Origin of the sequence: Pedosphaera parvula Ellin514 (assembly GCF_000172555.1) — a bacterium.
Classification (GTDB): Bacteria; Verrucomicrobiota; Verrucomicrobiia; order Limisphaerales; family Pedosphaeraceae; genus Pedosphaera.
On the sequence record NZ_ABOX02000003.1, the window covers coordinates 273,009 to 294,099 of the forward strand.

Genomic DNA, 21,091 nt, shown 5'->3' on the forward strand with positions numbered 1-21,091 from the left:
CAGGCTAAAGATACTTCTGCAACAGGAGCTTCAAATCGTTTTTGGTCTTTGCAGGCCAAACCTTCTTGTCAGTCATTATCGCGTTGTGTAGCGCACTGTGACATGGCCAGTTCGCTTCGGTTGGAATGTTGGCGATCGCGTCCTTGACCACATCTTTTGCCATCGCCGCGTTTTTGGTAAGATTCTCGATTACCATCTCAACCGTTACATGCGCCTCGTCCACTTTCCAGCAATCATAATCGGTGATCATTGCCATGGTCGCATAGGCCATTTCTGCTTCACGGGCACATTTGGCTTCACCCAAATTCGTCATGCCGACCACGTCATACCCCATCTTATGATTGGTGATTGATTCGGCACGCGTGCTGAACGCCGGACCTTCCATATTCACGTACGTGCCACCGTCATGCACCCGCGCCTTTAATTTGCGCGCACTCTTCAACAAAATCCTACGCAACTCCTCCGCAATGGGATCAGCAAACGCCACATGCGCCACAATGCCTTTGCCAAAGAATGTGTGTCCCGCCGCATTCTTCGTCCGGTCTAGAAACTGATCCACGAGCACCACATCGCAAGGCTTATATTTCGCCTGCAAGGAACCCACAGCACTGACGCTGATGATCCATTGCACGCCCAGCTTTTTCATGCCGTAAATATTCGCGCGGTAATTCAATTCCCCCGGGAGGATGCGATGCCCGCGTCCGTGACGCGGCAGAAAGACCACTTCGCGTCCGTTTAATTCACCCGTAAGAAAATCATCTGACGGAGCGCCAAAGGGCGTTTTTACCTTGACCCACTTTTGATTGGTGAAGCCTTCGATGTGATAGAGGCCGCTGCCTCCGATGATGCCAATGCGATTTGCTGCCATAATTCGGGCGAATCTAACCACCACCTGAGCAGTCTAAAAAGAGAAAAATGAATTCCGTCCGGCTTTTTCGCAAGCCCTTCTCCTTGACTCAATTTCACCCACCAGATTTGATACTGCCCGATGAAGAAGCGAACACTTGTCTCAACCACCGTACTCACCTTCTGTGTCTCACTGGCTCCCAGCTTTGCTGCCGAACTCGAAAGCCCTACAACCAAACCATCCGACACGCCAGGCGGGGATGTCTCCTCCAACCTGCCCAAGCTGGAACGCATCGGCGGTCCACTCAGGTTAAATGCCTACGTGAACTCCTCCTATGTGGCCGCTGGCAACGTAAAATTTCTCGGATTTAATTTCGGTAGTTCCGATGCCGCCTCAGCCAGTTTGGTCGTCAATACCGATATTCCAATCAATGACGAATGGTTTATTCCCGCCGGACTTGTTTCGGATAATTTTTTCCTGGGAACTGACACCTTCGCTCCCGTTCCTGAACGAATCAACACTCTTCGCTTCAGCACCGGTGCTGGTTACAAGCTAAATGATCAATGGACCATCGTCGGCACTCTCAGCCCGCTGCTCTACAACCTGGAACAAATCAACAGCAATGACATCGGTCTCGCAGGCGCAGGTTACGCGACCTACAAGTTCAGCCCCGATCTGGTTTTCACCTTTGGACTCGTAATCAATCCCGATGGTGAATGGCCTGTATTCCCGATCGGCGGCCTCATCTGGAATATCAACAAGGACTTTGGTCTCGACCTTACCCTGCCCAAGCCGCGCTTCGTCTATCATGCCAATCCCAATCTGAACCTGTACGTGGGTGGAGAACTCAAAGCCACGACCTTCCGCACAACCGACCAAATTGCAAAGCAAATTGGCACCGCGGCTTTTAACAACGCTCTTGGCACCTATCGCGATTTCCATGTTGGCGTCGGCGTGGAATATAAAATCACACCGGGTGTCGGACTGTATCTCGACGGCGGCTATTCCGTTGGTCGTGAAATCAATTACACACGGATCGACGAGACGGTGAAATTTGATCCCGCCCCGTACGTACAGGGCGCGGTGCGTTGCCGGTTTTAATTAACGCACGCGCACGTTAATAATTGTGGAAAGTCCGGGACGCAACTGGTCCATCAACTCCCGGACACTTCCTTGTTCAAAGGAAATCCGAACCGGAACGCGTTGCACCACTTTCGTAAAGTTGCCCGTGGCGTTGTCCGGCGGCAACAAGGCAAATTGCGCCCCGCTCGCAGGTGCCAGGCTGTCCAGCACGCCGTGAAAAGTTTTTCCCGGCACGGCATCAATCGAAATATCAACTGATTGACCAGCATGCATTTTGGCCAGTTGTGTTTCCTTGAAGTTGGCAACAATCCAAACCTCAGGTTCCACCATCGCAAATAAAGTCTGCCCTGATTGCACGCGGTTGCCGGGCTCGACGTTCTTATTGCCGATACGACCATCAGCCGGTGCCACAATCGCTGTATAAGACAACTTGCGTTTGGCTTCGCGGACAGCGGCCTCATCAGCTGCAATCGCCGCTTTGGCTGCAACTTCCATTGCTTCAGCGGATTCGCGTTGTGCCTGCGCTGCAGTCACGCCGGCCTTAATCGCATTGAGATTCGCCGTGGCGGCATCAGCAGCGGCTTGCGCCGAATCCAAGGCACTGTGAGTCGCGTCAACATCGGATTTCGAGATGGCGCCATTGCTGGTTTGCAACTGGAGGTTGCGTTCCTGATTATGACCTGCGAGTTCGAGTTGCGCGCTGGTTTGACGCACCTGGGCCTCGGCTTGCACTGCGTGTGATTGGGCTTCCAACAGTTGTGCTCCGGCCTGACTTACCGCTGCCTTTGCCTGCAATGCCTGGGCCGAAGCCTGCGCGAGATTGGCCTCGGCTTTTTGGAGTCCGATTTCATACTCCAAGGGATCAAGTCGCACCAACACGTCACCCGCCTTGACCGTCTGGTTTTCTTTCACCAAAACCTCTTTCACGCGTCCATCAACTTCCGGGCTCACTTGATGCACATGTCCGGCGACGTAGGCATCATCGGTCTCCTCGTAGAGAAAGGCGTGATAAACAAAATTCCCGACCCACGCCAGCACCCCCAGGATCACCACGGAAAAGATCACCCACCGCACGGCTTTCCGGTTGGACCGTTGCTTGTTCGAATCCAATCCCCGGCTTTCACCGTTTGCAGCAATCGGCTTGTTGATTGCGTCCGGCTCTTTGGGAAGTTCTGTTGTGTTACTCATAAGTGCTTAAAATAATTAATGAACTGCGGCTCCGGCATCGCTTTTCGTTTTGCCACTGTTGAGCAGCAGCAATAGCGGGAGTGAAACGATGAAGGCAAGGCCAACATACATGAAAATGTCGGCGTAGGATTTCAACGCCGCCTGACCGTTGATGATGCTATCCACTGCCTGCAAAGATTGATGACGCACGAAAACCGGATCCGCGCTGTGGCGTGTGAACGCTGCACCCAGCAGATGTAACCGCGACACCGCCTGCGGGCTGAAAACATTCACCCGTTCAACGAGTACTGCGCGGTGCGTCGCTTGACGATGGGCCAGCATGGTGGTGATCAGAGCGATGCCAATGCTGCTGCCCAATTGACGGGTGAGATTGTAAAAGCCGGCTCCCGCAGCGATTTTATTTTTCGGCAGACTGCCGAGCGTTGCCAGGCTTAAAGGCAGGAAAATCATGACACTGCCAATGCTGCGCCAGATGAGTGGCCAGAAAAGACTGGAAACTCCAGTATTAGGATTGATCCCGGACAAAACAATGGCAGTTCCCACTGTGATCAATGCTCCCGTGCAGATGAGCAAACGAGCGTCGTATTTTCCGGATAGTTTCCCCATGGCAATCATTGTCACCGCTGCCGCTATTGCTCCCGGCATTTGCAGCAACCCGCTTTGCTCGGCGGTATAATGCAGGTAATCCTGCACGAAAACGGGAATCGCAAACACCACTCCATAAATTCCCATGCCAAAAATCAGCGAGTAGGTGCTGCCGGCGGCAAGTGACTTAAATCGCAGAACTCTTAAATCCACGGCCGGGTGCTCGGTGGTTAGTTCCCGCCAGATGAACAAAGACAAGCCAAGCAAGCTGCCAATCCCCATCGCCGTGATAAACCGCGAATTGAACCAATCCTCCTGTTGCCCCTCTTCCAGCATGGTTTGGAAACAGGCCAATCCCACCGCCAGCAAACCAATTCCCCACCAGTCCACGCTCGAAGACTTTCTTTCTTCGCTCCGGTCATTGGGCAGGAAAATCATCGCCATCAATACCGCGAAAATTCCGACTGGCAGATTAATGAAAAAAATCCAGCGCCAACCGAGAGTGTCCGTTAAATAGCCGCCCAACACCGGCCCCAGCGCCGGTCCGGAAATGACTCCGATTCCAAATACTCCCTGTGCCGCCCCCTGCTGTTCGCGCGGAAAGGTTTCGAACAACATCGATTGCGCTTTTGCCAACAAACCTCCTCCAGCCAAACCTTGCAGAACGCGTGCGATCACCAACATGGTGAGGTTGGTCGCCATTCCGCATAACATGGAGGCCAGGGTGAAGCCCGCCAGCGAAAATATGAAGTAGCGTTTCTTGCCAAACCGATCGCTCAACCATGCCGTCAGGGGAATGATCACCACGTTCGCGCAGGCGTAACCAGTCGAAACCCAGCCCGCTTCGGAAAGTGTCGCACCCAGGTTGCCTCGAATATCCGGCAACGCGACATTTACGATGCTGGTATCGATCACTTCGAGAATCGCACCCAGTGCCACGGTCAAGGCAATGACCCACTTGAGCATTCCTTTTCGCGCCAAACCCGCGGCAGTTGGCCCAAGCAACGTGAGATCCGAACCGTAAAGCCCTTTGGAAGCGGACGTGCTCACTGGCTGTCAACCACCCTTTCGATTCCGCGCGCCAGTATCTCAACGCAGGTAGCCTGATAATCGGCAGGAGTATATTCAGTCGGCTTGTTCGGCGTGGAACGACGCAGCACGCCGGTAAAAACCATTCCTCCCAGCAGATCCACGGTTACGGCCGGATCGACGTTTTCCCGCAACTGTCCGTTCGCAGCGGCCTCTCTCAGTCGATTTATCAATTCCGTGCGCAAGGGTCGAAAAATGCCATCGGCCACTTTTCTCTCCTGATCTCGATGACGGTGTATCTCGCCAATGAGCGTGCGGATCAACGGCAGATTTTCCGTGAGCAGCGCTTCATAAAGCCGTACATAATTCGCGAGGTCTTTCCGCAAGTTGCCGGTGGCTTGCGGCAACGAAGGTTTCGTCCCGCTCTGTTCAGCATCGAAGGTCCGCCCAACCACGGCCGCCAGCAGCTTTTCCTTGGAACCAAACAATCGGAACAGGGTTACTTCGTTCACCCCGGCTTCACGCGCAATTTCCCGGGTGGTAGCACCATCCAAACCATCACGAGCATAGACACGCGCAGCGGCTTCAAGGAGTCGCTGTTGCGTGGGAGTGCACCGGGCAATATCTGGTTTACCTGACTGCATGCAAGTGGTTACTTACATTAGGATTAAGTTATAATCAAATCAAAAATCACCGAAGATAGGTCTGAAAGCTGCATTGGAGATGGCAAAAAGGAACGAATTTGCCCTGTCTCGAGGGCGTCTAAACCATGTTGAAGGAATGGGGTAAAGTTTTGTTCAGCCGAAAGGTTTAACCTATTGATTGAATCCTACGTCTTGTTTGAGTAGGTTTTGCAGATAAAACCTACCATTTGGAAGTAATGCGCCGATACACGACCGATATGCAGTCAGATTTTTGCTCTCAAGTGAACTTGTTGTTCCAAAAATGTTTAAGGACTGGCGGACGACTTGTTTTATCGTCTGGATTGGTGTTCATCATGCTGGCATCTTTAAGCTCCCCGGCTGGCGCGGCCTCCAACAAACAGGCTAAACTGGAGTTTAATCGCGACATCCGCCCAATCCTTTCAGAGAACTGTTATCAATGTCATGGGCCGGACAAGGGCAATCGCAAAGCCAAGCTGCGGCTGGATGTGCGCGATGTTGCTCTGGAAAAGGAAGCGTTCAAGCCGGGCAAACCAGATGAGTCAGAGTTGGTTCGCCGCATTTACACCACCAACGAAGACGATCACATGCCGCCGGCTGACTCGCACAAGCATCTTGCGGATGCGCAGAAGGAGAAGCTGAAACAGTGGATCGCGGAGGGTGCCAAATACCAGGCACATTGGGCCTACATCAAACCGGAACGCCCGGCGGAACCGAAAACAAAGAGTGCCAAATGGATCAGCAATCCGATTGATTCATTCGTCCTGCATGAACTGGAAGCCAAAAAACTTTCCCCCGCGGCAGCAGCCGACAAACGCACCCTGCTCCGTCGGTTGAGCCTCGACCTCACGGGTTTACCTCCCACCGTGGCTGAGCTGGATGCCTTTATGAAGGATTCCAGTTCGAAAGCTTACGAACATCAGGTGGATCGTTTGCTCGCTTCCCCTCATTATGGTGAACGCATGGCGGTGCCGTGGCTGGATGTTGCGCGTTTCGCCGATACGGTGGGCTATCACGGTGACCAAAACGTGAACGTTTTTCCTTATCGCGATTATGTGATCAATGCCTTCAACCAAAACAAACGCTATGATCAATTTACCATTGAACAACTGGCTGGCGATTTGTTGCCGAATCCAACGACCGAACAACTGATTGCCAGCGGTTTCAACCGCCTCAACATGGTGACTCGCGAAGGCGGGGCACAACCGGGTGAATACCTCGCAAAATATGGGGCTGATCGTGTGCGCACGGTTTCGACCACGTTTCTCGGCTCGACGATGGGCTGCTGCGAATGCCACGATCATAAGTTCGATCCCTTCGCCACGAAGGATTTTTATTCCATGAAGGCATTCTTTGCTGACATCAAGCAATGGGGCGTTTACATGGACTACAGCTACACGCCCAATCCCGACCTGAAGGGTTTCAGCAACGATCATCCTTTCCCGCCCGAGATTACCGTGGACAGCCCCTACCTTCATAGGCGACTGGACGGCATTGAGCAGCGTATTACTGGTTTGGAAAAGAGTTCGATGGAGAAGCTGGACAAGGATGCGCAGCAGAAGCAAGGCTTGCAAAATTGGTGCGACTGGAGCACGGAATTTCTAAAGCAGAATCCTTCGGGTTGGATTACGCCTGTTCCTCAAGTGACTTCGGAGAAGAAGTCAGAGCAGTCCAAGGGAGCTGTAGTAGTCACGGATGACAAATCGATTCTTTTCAGCAGCAAGGCGGGTGAAGGGAGCGACCTGAAGCTGCCTCTGTCAGCAGGTTGGGTTGCGGCGCTTAAACTGGAACTGCTTCCCCGCCCTGAACATGACGGCAGTATTTTGATGGGCAAGGTCAAAAACGACAGCACGATGGTGAAGTTGTCAGCCGCTTTGAAGGCGCACGGCAGCGGTAAAGAAACTCCGATTTCCTTCTATCACGCTGAGGCGGATCGCAAGGAGGAACGTTATGCAAATGGCGCCGCAATCATCGGCGTCCAGGATGGGTGGAAAACTTCCATGGAGCATGAGAAATCACCGCAAACTGCGGTTTACCTGCTCGATAAACCGATTCAGGCAAAAGAGGGCGATGAACTTGTCATTCGGCTCGGCAAGGGGTCGGTCGGTTGCGTGCGGATCTCGGTTTCACCTTTTGCGGCTAAGAATCCTCTGAATTCAGGTGCCAGTCCCGCGCTCGCAAATGCGTTGTCAAAGGGAGCCGCGAGCCTCGATGAATTGGGCAATATCTACCTGATAAGCACGGTCCCGGAGGCCTTTCCGTTTGCTCAATACAAACAGTTATATAGTCAGGCGCTTGAATGTCGTGAAGGGAAATCGCCCACGCTCGTCACGGTTTCGGCGCCACCGATGGAAACACGGGTGCTGCCACGCGGTAATTGGCAGGCGACGGATGGCGAAGTGGTGCAGCCCGCGGTCCCTCATTTTCTGCCGCAGCCTCCGAATCCGGATGGACATCGCCTGACGCGTCTTGATTTGGCGAAATGGCTGGTTTCGCGAGACAATCCGCTTACGGCGCGCACGTTCGTCAATCGCACATGGAAACAATTTTTCGGCACCGGCATTTCAGCGGTCGTTGATGATCTCGGAGCTCAAGGTGAGTGGCCGATGCATCCGGAACTGTTGGATTGGCTGGCCGTCGAATTCATGGATAGTGGTTGGGATATGAAGCATCTGGTCAAGCTGATCGTGATGTCATCCACCTACCGCCAGTCTTCCAATCCACGCCCGGAAATTCATGAAATGGATCCGGCCAATCGACTGCTGGCCTCACAATCACCGCGCCGGCTTGAAGCTGAATTCATCCGGGACAATGCCCTGTTTATTTCCGGGCTTTTGAACGAGGACATTGGTGGTCCCAGCAGCTTCCCGTACCAACCGGCGGGCTACTACGCAAATATCCAGTTCCCAAATCGCGACTACTATCCTGACCAGGATGAGCGCCAGTATCGCCGTGGCCTGTATGCTCACTGGCAACGAACCTTTCTACAACCGATGCTGGCCAATTTCGATGCACCTTCCCGCGAAGAATGCACGGCCATTCGCAACGTTTCGAATTCTCCGCAGCAGGCATTGACGCTGCTAAATGACCCCACCTTCGTTGAGGCCGCTCGTATGCTTGCCGGGACGGTTTTGGCCAAGGCCCCTGCGAATGATGAGAAACGTTTTGAAATGATTTATCAAAAGGCGCTAACTCGTTCCATGAGACCAAAGGAGCGAACCTCCCTGCAGGCCTTCTTAAAAGAACAACGAAACTATTATGGAGCGCATGTGGAGGATGCCAAAAAGTTGATGCATGTTGGCCTCGCCGCCGAGCCGAAATCGGGTGAGGAACCTGAACTCGCCGCCTGGACCCAGGTCTGCCGCGTGGTCCTCGGCCTGCACGAAACCATTACTCGTTACTAAATTTCACTTTGCCATGAATTCGAATTTCGATTTGGACGGGTTTAAGAACAGCATCAACCGGCGCACGTTTTTGGGTCGAGCAGCTTTCGGACTGGGTGGACTGGCATTGGCGAGCCTGTTGAATCCGCGCCTGTTAAACGCGGCAGAGACAGTTGTTCCAAAAGGTCCCTGGCGAGGCATCATCAACCCGCCGCATTTCCCGGTGAAGGCGAAAAGGATCATCCATTTGTACATGGCTGGCGGACCTTCCCATCTCGAAAGTTTGGATTACAAACCGAAGCTCAAGGAACTGCACGGCCAGCCCTTCCCGGAATCCTTCACCAAGGGACAGCAATTGGCCCAACTGCAAAACACAACGCTCAAGGCGTTCGGTCCTTTTGTCGATTTCAAAAAGTGGGGACAGTCAGGCCAGGAAATCTCAACTCTCTTTCCCAATATCGCCGGGATTGCAGACGACATTTGCATCATTCGTTCCATGCACACGGAACAGATAAATCATGATCCGGCCCACGCGTTCATGAACACCGGTTCGCAGATTAAAGGCCGGCCCAGCATGGGATCATGGTTGCTGTATGGTTTGGGAGCGGAGACGGAGGATCTTCCGGGCTTCGTGGTCCTGACTTCGATGGGCAAATCCGGCGTGCAACCGGTCTCCGCCCGGCAATGGTCGAGCGGCTTCCTCCCGAGCCGTTTTGAGGGCATTCAGTTTCAATCCAAAGGAGATGCCGTGCATTATGTGGGCAATCCCGAGGGTGTTTGCCAGAGCACGCAACGGCAGGTGGTGGAGGAAATTAAACGCCTGAACGGCATGCTGGCGGAAGAGAGGATTGATCCTGAAATCCAGACGCGCATCAGCCAGTATGAAATGGCGTTTCGGATGCAGAGTTCCGTGCCGGAGCTGACTGACTTCACTCAGGAACCGCAGCATATTCTCGACACGTACGGCGTGAAACATCCGGGCGATGGCAGCTTTGCTTCGAACGTGCTGATGGCCCGGCGACTGGTGGAACGTGGCACGCGGTTTGTGCAGGTGTACCACCGCGCGTGGGATCATCATAACAACATCGAGCGCGACATGCCGGTCAGCGCGAAGGATGTGGACCAGGCTTCAGCAGCGTTGGTCAAGGATTTGAAGCAGCGTGGCATGCTGGATGACACGCTGGTCATTTGGGGCGGCGAATTCGGTCGCACACCGATGGGCCAGGGCTCCGGTCGCGATCATCACATCAATGCGTTTTCTGTCTGGCTGGCCGGTGGCGGCATCAAACCAGGTCTCACTTGGGGCAGCACGGATGAGCTGGGATACCGTTTTGTCGATGACGCTCAGAAGATGCACGTGCACGATCTGCATGCCACCATGCTCTACCTGTGTGGCATCGATCATAAACGTCTGACCTTCCGCTCGCAGGGCCGCGATTTCCGCCTCACCGACGTCGCCGGAAATATTGCAAAGGGAATTGTGGCATAGGCCTCGGCAGAATGCATCCGTCGTGGCAAAATGGAGATGAGTTCCAGATTTAATTTCTGCAACTGGGCCGCCGCCACGGTGACAGTGCCTTTTTAGCCATACTGGCTATAAAGAACATTAAATCGCCGCGTCAAACAGGCCACCAATCATTCAATAACGTCGATTTCCACGCAAAAGCGGGCGTTCAGGCGCGAAACACCCATTGGCATCCGAGGTGCTAAGTCCAAGTTGGTCGAACCTTAGGGGGATTCCACTCCGAACTTTCCTGGGGCTCAACCATTGAACCATATCCGCTTTTGTTTCCTGGATGTGGATTGAAACTGAAAACTAATTGGAACTGACTAAAATGAAAAAAATCGCATTGTCGAAATTATTCGTTGCCTTGCTCGGCATCGTGGCGCTGGGCGCCCTGGCGTTCAACATCCTGGCCTACTGCCAGGTTCGCCAGGAAATCACCACAGTTGAAAGGGACGAGCAGGTCGTAAGCAAAATGTTTGAAGTGACCAAATTGATTATACTCAAGCAGCAACTTGGCGATACCAACGCAACAAAACAATTGCTGAGTTCAAGTATCAATGCTGACTTGGCGAGACTAAAAATTCTTAGAGGAGAGGTCAGCCCCACGGTTGATGAGAGCATTAATGTGCTGCTGAAAGTGGCCAGCAAAAATCAGAACGAACAAACAGTTTATAAACTTTCCATGGCACAACCGGTTGCCCGGTAAATAATACGTCGCTTCTCTATACGAAGGCGCGTTGCCCATACTGGGCAACACCGGGCGGGATTACTATCACCAAAATAATTGCCTTATTGTGGAGCACCGAAAAATCAGAATGGATGTCGTGGGATTTCCTGTCGCTTATTCAGCTTCCCGGACAAAGAGGCGGCTGAGCACCTCCTTCCAAATAGCGTTCACGCGAATGATGGAGAGAACATGGTGCTTTTCTTGCCGCCCCATCATAAGCCGATTTGGAAACCGGCGCTCCGTCTTGCTGTCGCCTCCCTCGACCTCACATTGAAATTCATCTCCTGTGCCATTGCATAGTTGGAGCCGGATGGGATCGGTCCCACGATGTAGTCGTGCATTTCCCTTTGTCCATGCTGGTCGAAATGTGCAGCCATGAAATCTCACAGAATAGCCTAAACTGCCAAAATCGCAGGATTCCGAACAAAATATGTCATTTCAGAATGCGGACTGTTGGCATCCAAGATGCTAAACCAGATACGGTCGAACCTCAGGGGGATTCCACTCCGAAACTCTTTAAGGCTCAACCATTGAACCACAGCCACTTATAGTTTGTGGCTGTGGATTGAAACTGAATACAAATCGGAACTGAATAAAAATGAAAAATAATGTAATACTAAAGTTCGTGGTGGCTTTTTTTGGCATCGTGGCAGTCGCTGGTCTGGCGTTTAACATCCTGGCTTATTCCCAACTCAACCAAACTATCCGTACCGCCGAGAATGATGATCAGGTGGTGACCAAAATGGTAGATGTAGCCAATCTGACAAGGCTCCTGATGCAGTTCGATACTGGTAACACGAATCAGACCCGGCAGATGTTGAGCATGCATTTGAATGGCGAGCTCTCCAAAGTGCATGACTTAAAAACTAGCGCGAGCGCATCAATCGAGGAAACCTCTGTCGTGCTTGCCCGGTTGGTCACCAAGGCACAGAGGGAACATGCGGGATATGCTCTCTCCATGGTGCAACCAGCTGCCCATTGAGTCAGATTCCGGTGCCGCAATAGATAACCATGTCAGACAGGCACTTACATACGTCGTCCCGTGCATTTCAGAAGCGAGAGCCCGGGGCGACGGGCTGTAACCAAGTTTTCGGCAGAGATGAGTTTGGCCTGTGCCTTAAGACAAAGTAAAATAATGAGACAGTGTTCGATTTCCTGCCATTCCGGCAGTATTTACTGAAGATGCATAAAAGCTCTTTATCGAAACGATGGAGACTGTTTTTTGGGCTGTCTGAAAAAACAATTGCTACTCCCAAGGATGCCGCCCCCCGCTATCCGCGCCGTATTTCCTCGAGATGGGTAAGGGCTCTTTATCAGAATGGTGGCAGCGACCCTTCAATCTGGCAGAAATAACATTTACCGTTGAGACTTAGGCTTTGGGACGGAGGTTCCAGGTGAAAGCAAGGAGGATGATGGCAAGGGCGACAGAGGCGAAGACAGCGTAGAGCGCCGAGTTCCAGCCATGGTATTCCGCAAGATAGCCAATCCCCTTCCCTTGCACGACGCGACCGATATAGCCGAAGAGTCCTACAAATCCGGCAGCAGTACCGACAGCTTTTTTGGACGTCAGATCAAGGGACATTACGCCGAGCATCATGACCGGGACGTAAACGAGAAAGCCGAAGATCGTTAAAAAGCACATGTCCAACCAAAGCATGCCCTTGGGTGTGAAAATAAGGCCGGCAACAGCGGGAAGCATCGGAATCATACACAACATGCTGACGGCTCCCCGGCGGCCCTGAAACTTATCTGAAATCCACCCCATCAACAGCATGCCTCCAGCCCCGGCGAATTCAATTGCAGTAGTGCTGGCTCCGCCTTGAATCAAGGTCGCACCTCTGGCTTCCTTCAGGTAAGTTGGCCCCCAATCCACCATGCTATAACGTGCGACGTAGACGAAGAAGTTCGCAATCGCAATCAGCCAGAGATATTTATTCTTGAGGATATAGGTGACGAGCAGTTCCTTAAATGACAGTTCCTTTTCATGCACGTCCTTCTCCTCCGGGGGATACTCGTTCTTGTACTCTTCTATGGGCGGCAGACCCACCGATTGCGGAGTGTCACGCATGCGCCAGAAAAGATAAACCGCAGCGACGCAAGCAATGGTTCCTGGAACATAAAAGGCTGAGGACCATCCCCAGTGTTTGGCGCAGAAGGCCGCGAGGATGCCCACGAATCCTCCACCAATATTATGGGCTGTGTTCCAAACTCCAAATATGGTGCCACGTTCTTTGTAGGTGTACCAATGTCCCAACCCGCGAGCGCAGGGACCATACCCCATGCCTTGAATCAATCCATTCAAGGTCCAAAGAGCCAGGTGCATGCCATAGGACATGCTCGCTCCAAAAGCAAAATTGGCAATGGCGCTGAGTATCAGGCCGACGGCAATAAACTTTCTCGGATTGCTCCGATCGGAGAGATACCCCATGAGGAACTTGCCGACACCATAAGAGATGGCCGACATGGCCACGATGTTCCCCAGCATGCTCTTGTCATAATTCAGGGCCTGGCCCATCTCCTTCATCACAGGCCCGAGATTGTTGCGAACCAGGTAAAAGCTTGCGTAACCGATATAAGCGGATTCAAAAATTTGCCAGCGGAAACCAGGATAAACACGATCCACTTCGTCCTTGGGAAGACGTTGAATGTGAGGTGCAGGTTTGAACCAGCGGAATAGCTTGCTGAATCCAGAGCCAGAGTCAGCAATCACAGTCGTTTTCGGCAGGCCAGACTTGGGGTCCGAGATCAACGGTTCTTTCATGCTATGGTCGAAGACTACCGTTCCGAAAGAACGATTGAAATCATTTTAATGTTACGATCCGACCTTGGCCGCAAATTGACGAGTTCCAGGACTGCCTTCAATGCCGGTTGCCGCGTAGTAACGCTTCAATTCAGCATCACGTTCGGCTGCCGACCAGCCTAAAAATTCTGCCATCCAATCCGCGACGCGCCCGGCTTTCTCTGCTGCATCGCGGTAATAATAATGCCAACTGGTGCGGCGAATCATGACGTCATCCAAATGGACGGCCCATTCGCGGGTACAGAAGTGTTGTACGGCGCGATTGTTGAATTCAGGAGGAACGATGGCACTAATACCGCGAGTTTCACTTTCGGGCAACAGAGGTTCTTCTGCGGTGTGGGATGGTTTTATTGCCTGCCCCAGAGTATTTTTCAAAATGGCGTCAACCGTTTGCTCAGCCATGAGGCGATACGTTGTCAACTTGCCGCCAGCGACATCCCACCAACCCGGTTCGGGATTCATAATCTCGTGTGCACGGGAAATGTCCGAAGGCTTGCCATTGGGATCGGCAATTAAGGGGCGCAGTCCAGCCCAGGTGCTGATGATATCCCTTTGGACCAGTTTCACCTGGGGGAAGAATTCGGCGACAGTGCGAAGCACATAATCAATGTCGCTTTGATCCGCCCGAACATCGTCCAGGGAGCCTTTATAATCGGTATCAGTCGTTCCAATAATCAGACGTTCGCCCCACGGAATCACAAACAGAATGCGTTTGCCCTCGGTAATGACGACGGCATCAGGAACGGGCAACCGACTTCGCTCCACTACAATGTGGATGCCTTTGGCGAGACGGAGTTTTACAGAACTGTGAGGCAATCCATCAGCCCATGGACCGGTGGCATTCACCACTGCACGCGCTTGCAGATCGTAAGCGCGATTGGTGAGTTGATCCGTGACTTTGCAGGTCCAGTTTTCGTTTGCAAAGGTGGATGTTTGAAATTTGCAATAGTTGAGCAGAGTAGCTCCGCTCTTTGACGCGGAACGGAGCGTATCAAGAACGAGGCGTGCGTCATTGGTCAAGCCGTCGTAATAGCGCACAGCACCAGTGAGTCGTTCCGATTTTAATCTGGGCAGTTGCTCCAAAGTTTTGTTTTGGGAGAGGGAGCTGGATTTCCCCAGGTTTTTGCCGCTGCAAAGAAGGTCGTAAATTTTGACGCCAATACGCAATTGCCAGAGCGGCCAATCCGTTCCCTTATAGGTGGGGAAAATAAACGCCAGTGGTTCGGCTACATGCGGCGCAATTTGTTGGATGATGCGCTTTTCAACACTGGCTTCGTGAACCAGTTTCACGCGACCTTGCGCCAGATAGCGGATGCCCCCGTGCAGGAGCCGGCTTGAGCGGCTGCTGGTTCCAAAGGCGAAATCGTGCTGCTCAAACGAGGGCGACTCGCAGGCCGCGCATGGCAGCATCACGCGCGATGCCAGAGCCGACGATTCCAACGGCGATGATCAAGACGTCGAGGGGAACCTGGGAGATTCGTTCGAAGGCTTCAGTTCGCTGTTGTGAAGAAGGAGAGTTCACCTGATTGCCGTTTGAGCGTGAGCCGCCTGCAACAACCCGCCGAATTCGGCGAGGGATGGAACTATCAGCTCAGGTTTGGGCGAGTAATCGGCAGCTTCCTGCTCGGCGGTTTCGCCAGTAAGCACCAGAACCCCTACCGAACCGGCGCGTTGAGCCATTACAATATCAGTATAAAGCCGGTCGCCTACCATGGCGAGATTCTGCGGCGCAAGATTGTAGCGTTGCAGGATGCCACGAAGCATGGCGACATCGGGCTTGCCAAGGACAGCTTGTGGAGCGCGGCCCGTGGCGGTTTCCAAGGCGGCGAGGATGGCTCCACAATCGACGAGCACCGTGGGTTGATCGGTTGGGCAGACGCGATCGGGGTTGGTTCCAACGTAAGGCTTCCCCTGCTTGATCCACCAGGCAGCCCGGCAGAGGCGCGAGTAAGTAAGAGTCAAATCAAAACCGACGACCACAGCGTCAGGCTCCTCATTGGGATCGTCAGGAAGCAAGGAATAACCGGCAGATTCAAAAGCTCGACACATGCTGGGTGTCCCGAGCACGAAAAGTCGGCGGACTTCGGGCAGATGACCCTGCAAATATTCGATAGTGGCCTGGGTGGAGGTGTAAAGTTGATCCACCGAGGCGGCAATGCCCATGCGTTGGAGATGTTGCAGATAGTCGGCGACGTTTTTGGACGGATTGTTGGTAAGGAACGTATAGCCAATGCCCAACTCACGAAGCAAAGCGAGAAAAGGGATGGTGAATTTAAACAGCGTTCCGCCACTGTAAATGGTTCCGTCCATGTCGAGGGCGACATGACGTACTTGACGCAGTTGTTCGGGGTGCATCTTACAATGGAGCATAGTAAATGGCTTTATTCATCTGATTTACGGAAAGCGTTGAGTCTGTTCGCAAACTCTTTGAGCTGCAATTACCATCCAAATGGGCCAGCCAGCGTTAACGCACTAAGTTACTATAATTCAAGGGGACTGAAGTCAACAAATTTATGTTATTGCAATCAAGAAAATCAAAATCCCACTTAGGCGTATAATATATCAGCGCGTGCCGATGCATAGGCAGCCGGCGAAACCATTTAGGCTGACAATGCTTGTTTCATTGGTAAGTTTTGGTTGGTGGGTAACGGAAGAAGCTTAATTCGCGAGCACATTGGTTTGGGAGTAGTCCCATACAATGTGCCATCGCTTTTGGGTAATCCACTGCGCATGACCATCACAGAAATTCATATTGGCGCCATCTGCACCATGGTTATCGTCCTTGAAGTCTGGATAGTTATTAACATCCTTTGGGTCTGTAACATCGTCCGCATCGACCGTTAGAAACGTTTCCGATGGCTTTACGACTGTTGAAGCTTTCTTCTTGGGGCCTCTAGCGCCATTAAAACAGCCCAAAGTCTCAAAGCTCAGCCCGTTTGTCCCCGGTTTGCCATTCGCCTTGTATGCAGTCCCCCGTGGAATCTTTGTCCCATCCGGTTTGATGGTTGTATTGTTTGGATCAATAAAATTCGCGGTGCTGGGGCAGGTATAGCTTTTCAGTGTCGAAACGTACAAGGGGTAAAGAAATGATAAATCATCATCGCGGTCATCGCGATCGGATCCAGGAACTTCGGATGGATTATACACCCACGAAGGAGCTGTATAATGGCCGCGAAAATCATCGGCGTACATTTGACATCCAAGACCAAGTTGTTTCAAATTGTTCAAACAACCTGTGCGTTGCGCCTTTGCCTTGGCCCTTGCCAGCGCTGGAAGCAGCAATCCCGCCAAAATCGCAATAATCGCGATAACTACCAGGAGTTCGATCAGGGTGAAAGCCCAGGTGCTGGAATTCCCTTTTCCAGGGAAGCGCGATAATTTTTTCATACTTCTACTCTTCTTTTTTTGCTACTCCAAACCTGTTCTTAATTGATTCAGCTTGATCCAGCTCCATCGGACGCGAGTGTCGAAAACACCAGATTCGTGCGTTAACGCACTAGGTATGCCTTTTTCACTCCAACGTCAATAATTTTGTTTGTTTTTTGCCCGGCTGGCTGGCCTGCTGCTTCACGCGGTGAGCGGCATTACCTGGCAACATGTTCAGGGAAAATTAGACTACATCCTTGATTCGAGCCCAAGTTACAATTCCGTTACTACAGAGATACGAGCAAGAAACGACTTGCGGAAATTCTCATCCCCCTCACCGCACTGCCTTGGCAGCAAACCGATACATGTCCCCCCGGTAAACAGAATCCTCCATTTCAACGATCATATCTTTGCCACAGAACGAAACCCCTTCCACACGGAATGCAGGACTGGGTTTTTCCAACTGAAATACTTCGAGGGCCGCCCCTTCTATGATTACAGCGCTCACCATCTGATTGATTTCGGTGAGCACGATTCCGTAGTCCTTCTCAAAAATTTGATACAACGAATGCTCCAGGTTGCGGCGATGTATCTCAGGACAAAACTGAAGCGAGATATACCGCGTCTCACTCATCATCGGAATGCCATCGGCATAACGCACTCGTTCAATCTCGCAGTACGGGCCACGCATCGTAAACTCTCTGCCATTTACGACCTGGGTATGATCTCCTTTGCGCAAATGAAACCCGGTTAACTTAGTGGCCGGCTTGCGACCAGCTTCAATCATGTTCTTGGTGAAGCCAAAAATCCGGTTGATGGCGCGCACCACCGTGTAATTCTTGACGAAGGTCCCCTTCCCCTTAATGCGAGTGACCCACCCCTCCTTCTCCAACTCGTGCAAAGCCTTTCGCGCGGTGGTATTGCTCACCTGGTATTTCTCGATAATCTCGTTTTCAGAAGGCACGGGATTTCCCGGGGCAAGTTCCCCTCGTTGAACCATCGAGATAATATCCCGACGGATCTGAAAATACTTTGGCGGACTGTATGGCTCTTGCATGATGGTCAATCTGGTTGCGGCCTGCCGTCATCACCAACGATTTTTAGGCGCTGCATGAGACAACAAATCGCAACAATCAAACGTTCTTGTGAAACTTGCATTTATCCTAATAGATCCGCCATTGTTGAGCAATTCATAAGTAAACAGCCTGCTCGCGAATCTGACCGATTTCAGAATTTTCAGGCGATGACACACCTCCCGTGTCGAATTACTGCCGCAACATGTTTCGTTGTAATCGTGTTGGGATCGAACTGCAGCGGTGTGAAATCGAAAATTCCTCAGGAAAAACGTTAAATTTCTCTTTTCATAAGCGAGTGTAGGCTTTAGTGTCCCGCCATGGCTAAAGCCTTATCTAAATCCCAATTGGCAGCGGAAATCGCTGAAAAGAATCAAATCACCAAGAAGCAAGCGGTGGAAATCCTCGATCATCTGGCAGAACTTGCCTACAAGAATGCCAAGAACACCTTTACCATTCCTGGTTTAGGCAAGCTCGTTTTGGTCAATCGCAAAGCCCGCATGGGCCGCAATCCTGCTACTGGCGAAACCATCAAGATCGCCGCCAAGCGCGTCGTGAAGTTCCGCGTCGCCAAGGCAGCCAAGGATGCGATCCTCGGCGTTAAGAAGTAATTTTTCAACTTCCAACAAAGGCACTCTGATTCACTTCAGAGTGCCTTTTTTCTTTACGGCCATTGTTTGAAACGAAAGAGCTTTATCAGTGATTGAAAGTGGCCATGCGGCGGGGCCTGTCGCGAATCAATGACATCCAGTTGGGCTTTTCGTTGGCAGCAAAACTTGTGGGTAATTGAAAGGGCTGGGGTAACGGTTACGCCGTTTGCGACGGTGGCGCACACGATGCGTTCCAATCAGCCACGCGGTCAGGGCTGCAAATATTCCCATGCCAGCGAAAATTCCCGCCCGGGATCGTGCCGGAACGACGGTGACCGAGAAGTTGTCGAAATGTGCATAGCCCGAAGTCCAAGGGTCGCCTATATTAGCGACGATCCAGACATCCGCCTGGACAACTCCTTTGGGCGGGAAGAGGTTGGTTGCGGTCATCGTTTTGTATTTAAGCATTTCCGAATCGTCCGTGCTTGAACCGACATGGAGCACGGTCTGGCCAAGAAAGTCTCCCTCCCTTCCAAAGAACCGGAAAGCCACGTCAATATTGTCTCCGGGGTTGACCTTGCCCGGCAACTTATACGCGAACGCGAAGGTGAATGGCCCACGCGCGCGCTCCAGCGGGAACATTTCGCTCCGGATGTCGGCGTGATTAGTTTCGTGGGCAGCCGCGTTGGTGATTCCGATTCTGAAAGAGTTTAAGCCCGTCGCCGGATCAGCATTGTCAATCACCACCGTCCCCCCGCCGAGGACTCCAGTGTACCAGCCCGCGAAACCGTTTTCCGCTCCCGGATTTGCCGGCCCGAGGAAAGCCATGTGAGCCTTCGCCATGGTCGGCGTAAGTTTGATGGGATAGGTTTCAACGACTTTTCCGGAGGCATCGGCGCGCCAGGCCTTCTGCAATTGGAAGTCGCTGTTGCTATACGTCTGCACGAGAACATAAAAATAGTTTCGGGGAGGAGAGTCTTTGGTGATAACGTGAAGTTGCAGGGACCAATAATAAGGCCCGTTCGGGCTTACCAGGGGCGGCTTCTCCAAACGCAGCATTCCATGGTCATGCTTCGCAATTCCCGGCAACTGGCCGTTGTGGTGAAGCAGGGCGAGAAACTCCACGCTCTTGTTTATACGCGCTGCCTCCGGGCCTTGTAGCACCTTTCGAAACTCCTTTTGCCGCTGCACTTCCTGTTGGTGTCGCGCGATGGCTGCTCGTTCCGCAGATTCCCGCTCCGATTTCCGGCAACCGGAGACGAGAACTGCGACGGTGAAACAAACGGCTCCCGTGAGCAAAAGTTTCGAAACGTAAGTCCGCAAAACGTAATTTAAATCATCGACCATCCGGAGAGTCGGGGTAGCACCAAAGACTGTTTTTATTCGTGTCATACACCTGGAGGTACCAGGCACCCAGGCGGACGTAACCCACCGAGCCGCCAAATGTGGCGTTAATCGCTCCGTTGAGATGACGTTCACTGACGCCCTCCGCCGGAAAGTTTGCACCGTCGTTGAAGTATTCTGGCTGGGTCTCCGTTTCCCAGAAGGCAACGTCATCCGGCCGCATGCTGCCCAATTTGGCGGTTGGAAAATTGGTTCGGTCATAACCAACCACGGCACCGTTCATCGCGTAACTGGACAGCTGTTGCTCGCGCTCGCGGAAAAGAGCGCTGTTGGTGTCATCCATGGGACATAGGTAGATTTTCTGACTTGCCAACGTGGGCCAAAGCAATCCCCTTTCAATCTTAAATTGCGCCGGGCCAGTGCCCGAATTGTCCAGGGCATATAGCCAGCCGGGACGCCCGGAGTGATCTCCGCTTTTCCAATTCGGCCAGGGCAAAATGTCGCCGTTATCAGTCGCGTACAATTGGACGGCCATCGTGATTTGCTTAAGATTTCCGATATCGATTATTTGAATCCCCCCTGCTCCTGGCCCTGATTCGGGCGGATGCCGAGGTTAAGGTTGTAGCGGCACGATTCCGCTCATGCGTGCTGCGTTTCGTGGTCATCCGGCAGTCGTTTGGATATTGCTTGATGCGGGTGCGGAGCCGCTTGCGCGACAAGCCAAACAACGCGGACGCAAAGCGCGGTCGGCGCGTGAGCTTGCCGAGGCAAAGCTGGCGTTTGTTACGAATATCACACTTCCGGACGAGAGGGATGACGACGCTTCCATCCAGAGGTATAATGAGGTCAGGCGCCTGCTTCTTGGAGCGGAAGGTGGAAGTATCGCGACATGACGATTTGGAGTCGA

Annotated in this window: 19 protein-coding genes; 7 read left to right on the forward strand and 12 right to left on the reverse strand. The window is 52.5% G+C overall.

Features of this window, described 5'->3' with window-relative positions:
• Nucleotides 1-4: 4 nt before the first annotated feature.
• A complete protein-coding gene (mtnP, locus tag CFLAV_RS03595; protein ID WP_007413256.1) occupies nt 5-868 on the reverse strand; it encodes an S-methyl-5'-thioadenosine phosphorylase in 864 nt (287 codons plus the stop codon).
• Between the two features lie 120 nt (nt 869-988).
• Here mtnP and CFLAV_RS03600 point away from each other — a divergent pair, with 120 nt between their 5' ends.
• Complete coding sequence (locus CFLAV_RS03600; RefSeq protein WP_007413257.1) at nt 989-1,948, forward strand: DUF6268 family outer membrane beta-barrel protein; 960 nt, start codon at nt 989-991, stop codon at nt 1,946-1,948.
• On the opposite strand, the gene CFLAV_RS03605 is transcribed toward CFLAV_RS03600, so the two are convergent.
• From CFLAV_RS03605 to CFLAV_RS03615, 3 genes are all read right to left on the reverse strand, one after another.
• On the reverse strand, nt 1,949-3,118 hold the full coding sequence (locus tag CFLAV_RS03605; RefSeq protein ID WP_007413258.1) for an HlyD family secretion protein: 1,170 nt from the start codon (nt 3,116-3,118) through the stop codon (nt 1,949-1,951). It abuts the gene before it with no gap.
• 15 nt (nt 3,119-3,133) lie between these two features.
• Complete coding sequence (locus CFLAV_RS03610; RefSeq protein WP_007413259.1) at nt 3,134-4,669, reverse strand: DHA2 family efflux MFS transporter permease subunit; 1,536 nt, start codon at nt 4,667-4,669, stop codon at nt 3,134-3,136.
• 80 nt (nt 4,670-4,749) lie between these two features.
• A complete protein-coding gene (locus CFLAV_RS03615; RefSeq protein ID WP_007413260.1) occupies nt 4,750-5,376 on the reverse strand; it encodes a TetR/AcrR family transcriptional regulator in 627 nt (208 codons plus the stop codon).
• Between the two features lie 353 nt (nt 5,377-5,729).
• On the opposite strand from CFLAV_RS03615, the gene CFLAV_RS03620 reads away from it, so the two are divergent.
• The 4 genes from CFLAV_RS03620 (at nt 5,730) to CFLAV_RS03635 (ending at nt 11,993) form a co-directional block, all read left to right on the forward strand.
• Nucleotides 5,730-8,798, forward strand: a complete 3,069-nt coding sequence (locus tag CFLAV_RS03620) for a PSD1 and planctomycete cytochrome C domain-containing protein (protein ID WP_040546843.1) — start codon at nt 5,730-5,732, stop codon at nt 8,796-8,798.
• A gap of 13 nt (nt 8,799-8,811) precedes the next feature.
• Nucleotides 8,812-10,266, forward strand: a complete 1,455-nt coding sequence (locus tag CFLAV_RS03625; RefSeq protein ID WP_007413262.1) for a DUF1501 domain-containing protein — start codon at nt 8,812-8,814, stop codon at nt 10,264-10,266.
• Nucleotides 10,267-10,612: 346 nt separating this feature from the next.
• Nucleotides 10,613-10,990, forward strand: coding sequence for a hypothetical protein (locus tag CFLAV_RS03630; RefSeq protein ID WP_007413263.1), 378 nt, complete (start codon nt 10,613-10,615; stop codon nt 10,988-10,990).
• 619 nt (nt 10,991-11,609) lie between these two features.
• Nucleotides 11,610-11,993 (forward strand): hypothetical protein, encoded by a 384-nt coding sequence (locus tag CFLAV_RS03635; RefSeq protein WP_007413266.1) that lies wholly within the window; start codon nt 11,610-11,612, stop codon nt 11,991-11,993.
• Nucleotides 11,994-12,380: 387 nt separating this feature from the next.
• On the opposite strand, the gene CFLAV_RS03640 is transcribed toward CFLAV_RS03635, so the two are convergent.
• The 6 genes from CFLAV_RS03640 to CFLAV_RS03660 all read right to left on the reverse strand — a co-directional run bounded on the left by CFLAV_RS03640 (nt 12,381) and on the right by CFLAV_RS03660 (nt 18,234).
• Nucleotides 12,381-13,772, reverse strand: coding sequence for an MFS transporter (locus tag CFLAV_RS03640; protein WP_007413267.1), 1,392 nt, complete (start codon nt 13,770-13,772; stop codon nt 12,381-12,383).
• Between the two features lie 51 nt (nt 13,773-13,823).
• Nucleotides 13,824-15,221 (reverse strand): glycerol-3-phosphate dehydrogenase/oxidase, encoded by a 1,398-nt coding sequence (locus CFLAV_RS03645; protein ID WP_007413268.1) that lies wholly within the window; start codon nt 15,219-15,221, stop codon nt 13,824-13,826.
• Complete coding sequence (locus CFLAV_RS35410; RefSeq protein WP_160164476.1) at nt 15,184-15,333, reverse strand: hypothetical protein; 150 nt, start codon at nt 15,331-15,333, stop codon at nt 15,184-15,186. The genes CFLAV_RS03645 and CFLAV_RS35410 overlap by 38 nt, the downstream gene beginning before the upstream one ends.
• Entirely contained in the window at nt 15,330-16,181 is an 852-nt protein-coding gene (locus CFLAV_RS03650; RefSeq protein WP_040546709.1) for an HAD-IIA family hydrolase, read from the reverse strand. Before CFLAV_RS03650 ends, CFLAV_RS35410 begins: the two co-directional genes overlap by 4 nt.
• Before the next feature lie 288 nt (nt 16,182-16,469).
• Nucleotides 16,470-17,198: a DUF1559 family PulG-like putative transporter gene (locus CFLAV_RS03655; RefSeq protein WP_007413270.1), complete on the reverse strand. Its 729-nt coding sequence runs from the start codon at nt 17,196-17,198 to the stop codon at nt 16,470-16,472.
• Between the two features lie 313 nt (nt 17,199-17,511).
• On the reverse strand, nt 17,512-18,234 hold the full coding sequence (locus CFLAV_RS03660; RefSeq protein WP_007413271.1) for a GntR family transcriptional regulator: 723 nt from the start codon (nt 18,232-18,234) through the stop codon (nt 17,512-17,514).
• A gap of 336 nt (nt 18,235-18,570) precedes the next feature.
• On the opposite strand from CFLAV_RS03660, the gene CFLAV_RS03665 reads away from it, so the two are divergent.
• On the forward strand, nt 18,571-18,861 hold the full coding sequence (locus CFLAV_RS03665) for an HU family DNA-binding protein (protein WP_007413272.1): 291 nt from the start codon (nt 18,571-18,573) through the stop codon (nt 18,859-18,861).
• A 126-nt stretch (nt 18,862-18,987) separates the two neighbouring features.
• Here the strand turns inward: CFLAV_RS03665 and CFLAV_RS03670 are convergent, their stop codons facing one another.
• Nucleotides 18,988-20,232 carry a hypothetical protein gene (locus CFLAV_RS03670; protein ID WP_160164477.1) on the reverse strand — a complete coding sequence of 415 codons (1,245 nt, stop codon included), beginning with the start codon at nt 20,230-20,232 and terminating at the stop codon, nt 18,988-18,990.
• Nucleotides 20,177-20,719 (reverse strand): hypothetical protein, encoded by a 543-nt coding sequence (locus CFLAV_RS03675; protein WP_007413274.1) that lies wholly within the window; start codon nt 20,717-20,719, stop codon nt 20,177-20,179. Before CFLAV_RS03675 ends, CFLAV_RS03670 begins: the two co-directional genes overlap by 56 nt.
• A 97-nt stretch (nt 20,720-20,816) precedes the next feature.
• Between CFLAV_RS03675 and CFLAV_RS03680 the strand changes: the two genes are divergently transcribed.
• Nucleotides 20,817-21,077 (forward strand): ankyrin repeat domain-containing protein, encoded by a 261-nt coding sequence (locus CFLAV_RS03680; protein WP_341849383.1) that lies wholly within the window; start codon nt 20,817-20,819, stop codon nt 21,075-21,077.
• Nucleotides 21,078-21,091 lie beyond the last annotated feature (14 nt).

What these genes read in the sequence shown, in the direction of transcription:
- mtnP (WP_007413256.1), bottom strand. Translation starts at nt 868, where the DNA reads ATGGCAGCAAATCGCATTGGCATCATCGGAGGCAGCGGCCTCTATCAC.
- CFLAV_RS03600 (WP_007413257.1), top strand. Translation starts at nt 989, where the DNA reads ATGAAGAAGCGAACACTTGTCTCAACCACCGTACTCACCTTCTGTGTC.
- CFLAV_RS03605 (WP_007413258.1), bottom strand. Translation starts at nt 3,118, where the DNA reads ATGAGTAACACAACAGAACTTCCCAAAGAGCCGGACGCAATCAACAAG.
- CFLAV_RS03610 (WP_007413259.1), bottom strand. Translation starts at nt 4,669, where the DNA reads ATGCTCAAGTGGGTCATTGCCTTGACCGTGGCACTGGGTGCGATTCTC.
- CFLAV_RS03615 (WP_007413260.1), bottom strand. Translation starts at nt 5,376, where the DNA reads ATGCAGTCAGGTAAACCAGATATTGCCCGGTGCACTCCCACGCAACAG.
- CFLAV_RS03620 (WP_040546843.1), top strand. Translation starts at nt 5,730, where the DNA reads ATGCTGGCATCTTTAAGCTCCCCGGCTGGCGCGGCCTCCAACAAACAG.
- CFLAV_RS03625 (WP_007413262.1), top strand. Translation starts at nt 8,812, where the DNA reads ATGAATTCGAATTTCGATTTGGACGGGTTTAAGAACAGCATCAACCGG.
- CFLAV_RS03630 (WP_007413263.1), top strand. Translation starts at nt 10,613, where the DNA reads ATGAAAAAAATCGCATTGTCGAAATTATTCGTTGCCTTGCTCGGCATC.
- CFLAV_RS03635 (WP_007413266.1), top strand. Translation starts at nt 11,610, where the DNA reads ATGAAAAATAATGTAATACTAAAGTTCGTGGTGGCTTTTTTTGGCATC.
- CFLAV_RS03640 (WP_007413267.1), bottom strand. Translation starts at nt 13,772, where the DNA reads ATGAAAGAACCGTTGATCTCGGACCCCAAGTCTGGCCTGCCGAAAACG.
- CFLAV_RS03645 (WP_007413268.1), bottom strand. Translation starts at nt 15,221, where the DNA reads ATGCTGCCATGCGCGGCCTGCGAGTCGCCCTCGTTTGAGCAGCACGAT.
- CFLAV_RS03650 (WP_040546709.1), bottom strand. Translation starts at nt 16,181, where the DNA reads ATGCTCCATTGTAAGATGCACCCCGAACAACTGCGTCAAGTACGTCAT.
- CFLAV_RS03655 (WP_007413270.1), bottom strand. Translation starts at nt 17,198, where the DNA reads ATGAAAAAATTATCGCGCTTCCCTGGAAAAGGGAATTCCAGCACCTGG.
- CFLAV_RS03660 (WP_007413271.1), bottom strand. Translation starts at nt 18,234, where the DNA reads ATGCAAGAGCCATACAGTCCGCCAAAGTATTTTCAGATCCGTCGGGAT.
- CFLAV_RS03665 (WP_007413272.1), top strand. Translation starts at nt 18,571, where the DNA reads ATGGCTAAAGCCTTATCTAAATCCCAATTGGCAGCGGAAATCGCTGAA.
- CFLAV_RS03670 (WP_160164477.1), bottom strand. Translation starts at nt 20,232, where the DNA reads ATGACACGAATAAAAACAGTCTTTGGTGCTACCCCGACTCTCCGGATG.
- CFLAV_RS03675 (WP_007413274.1), bottom strand. Translation starts at nt 20,719, where the DNA reads ATGGCCGTCCAATTGTACGCGACTGATAACGGCGACATTTTGCCCTGG.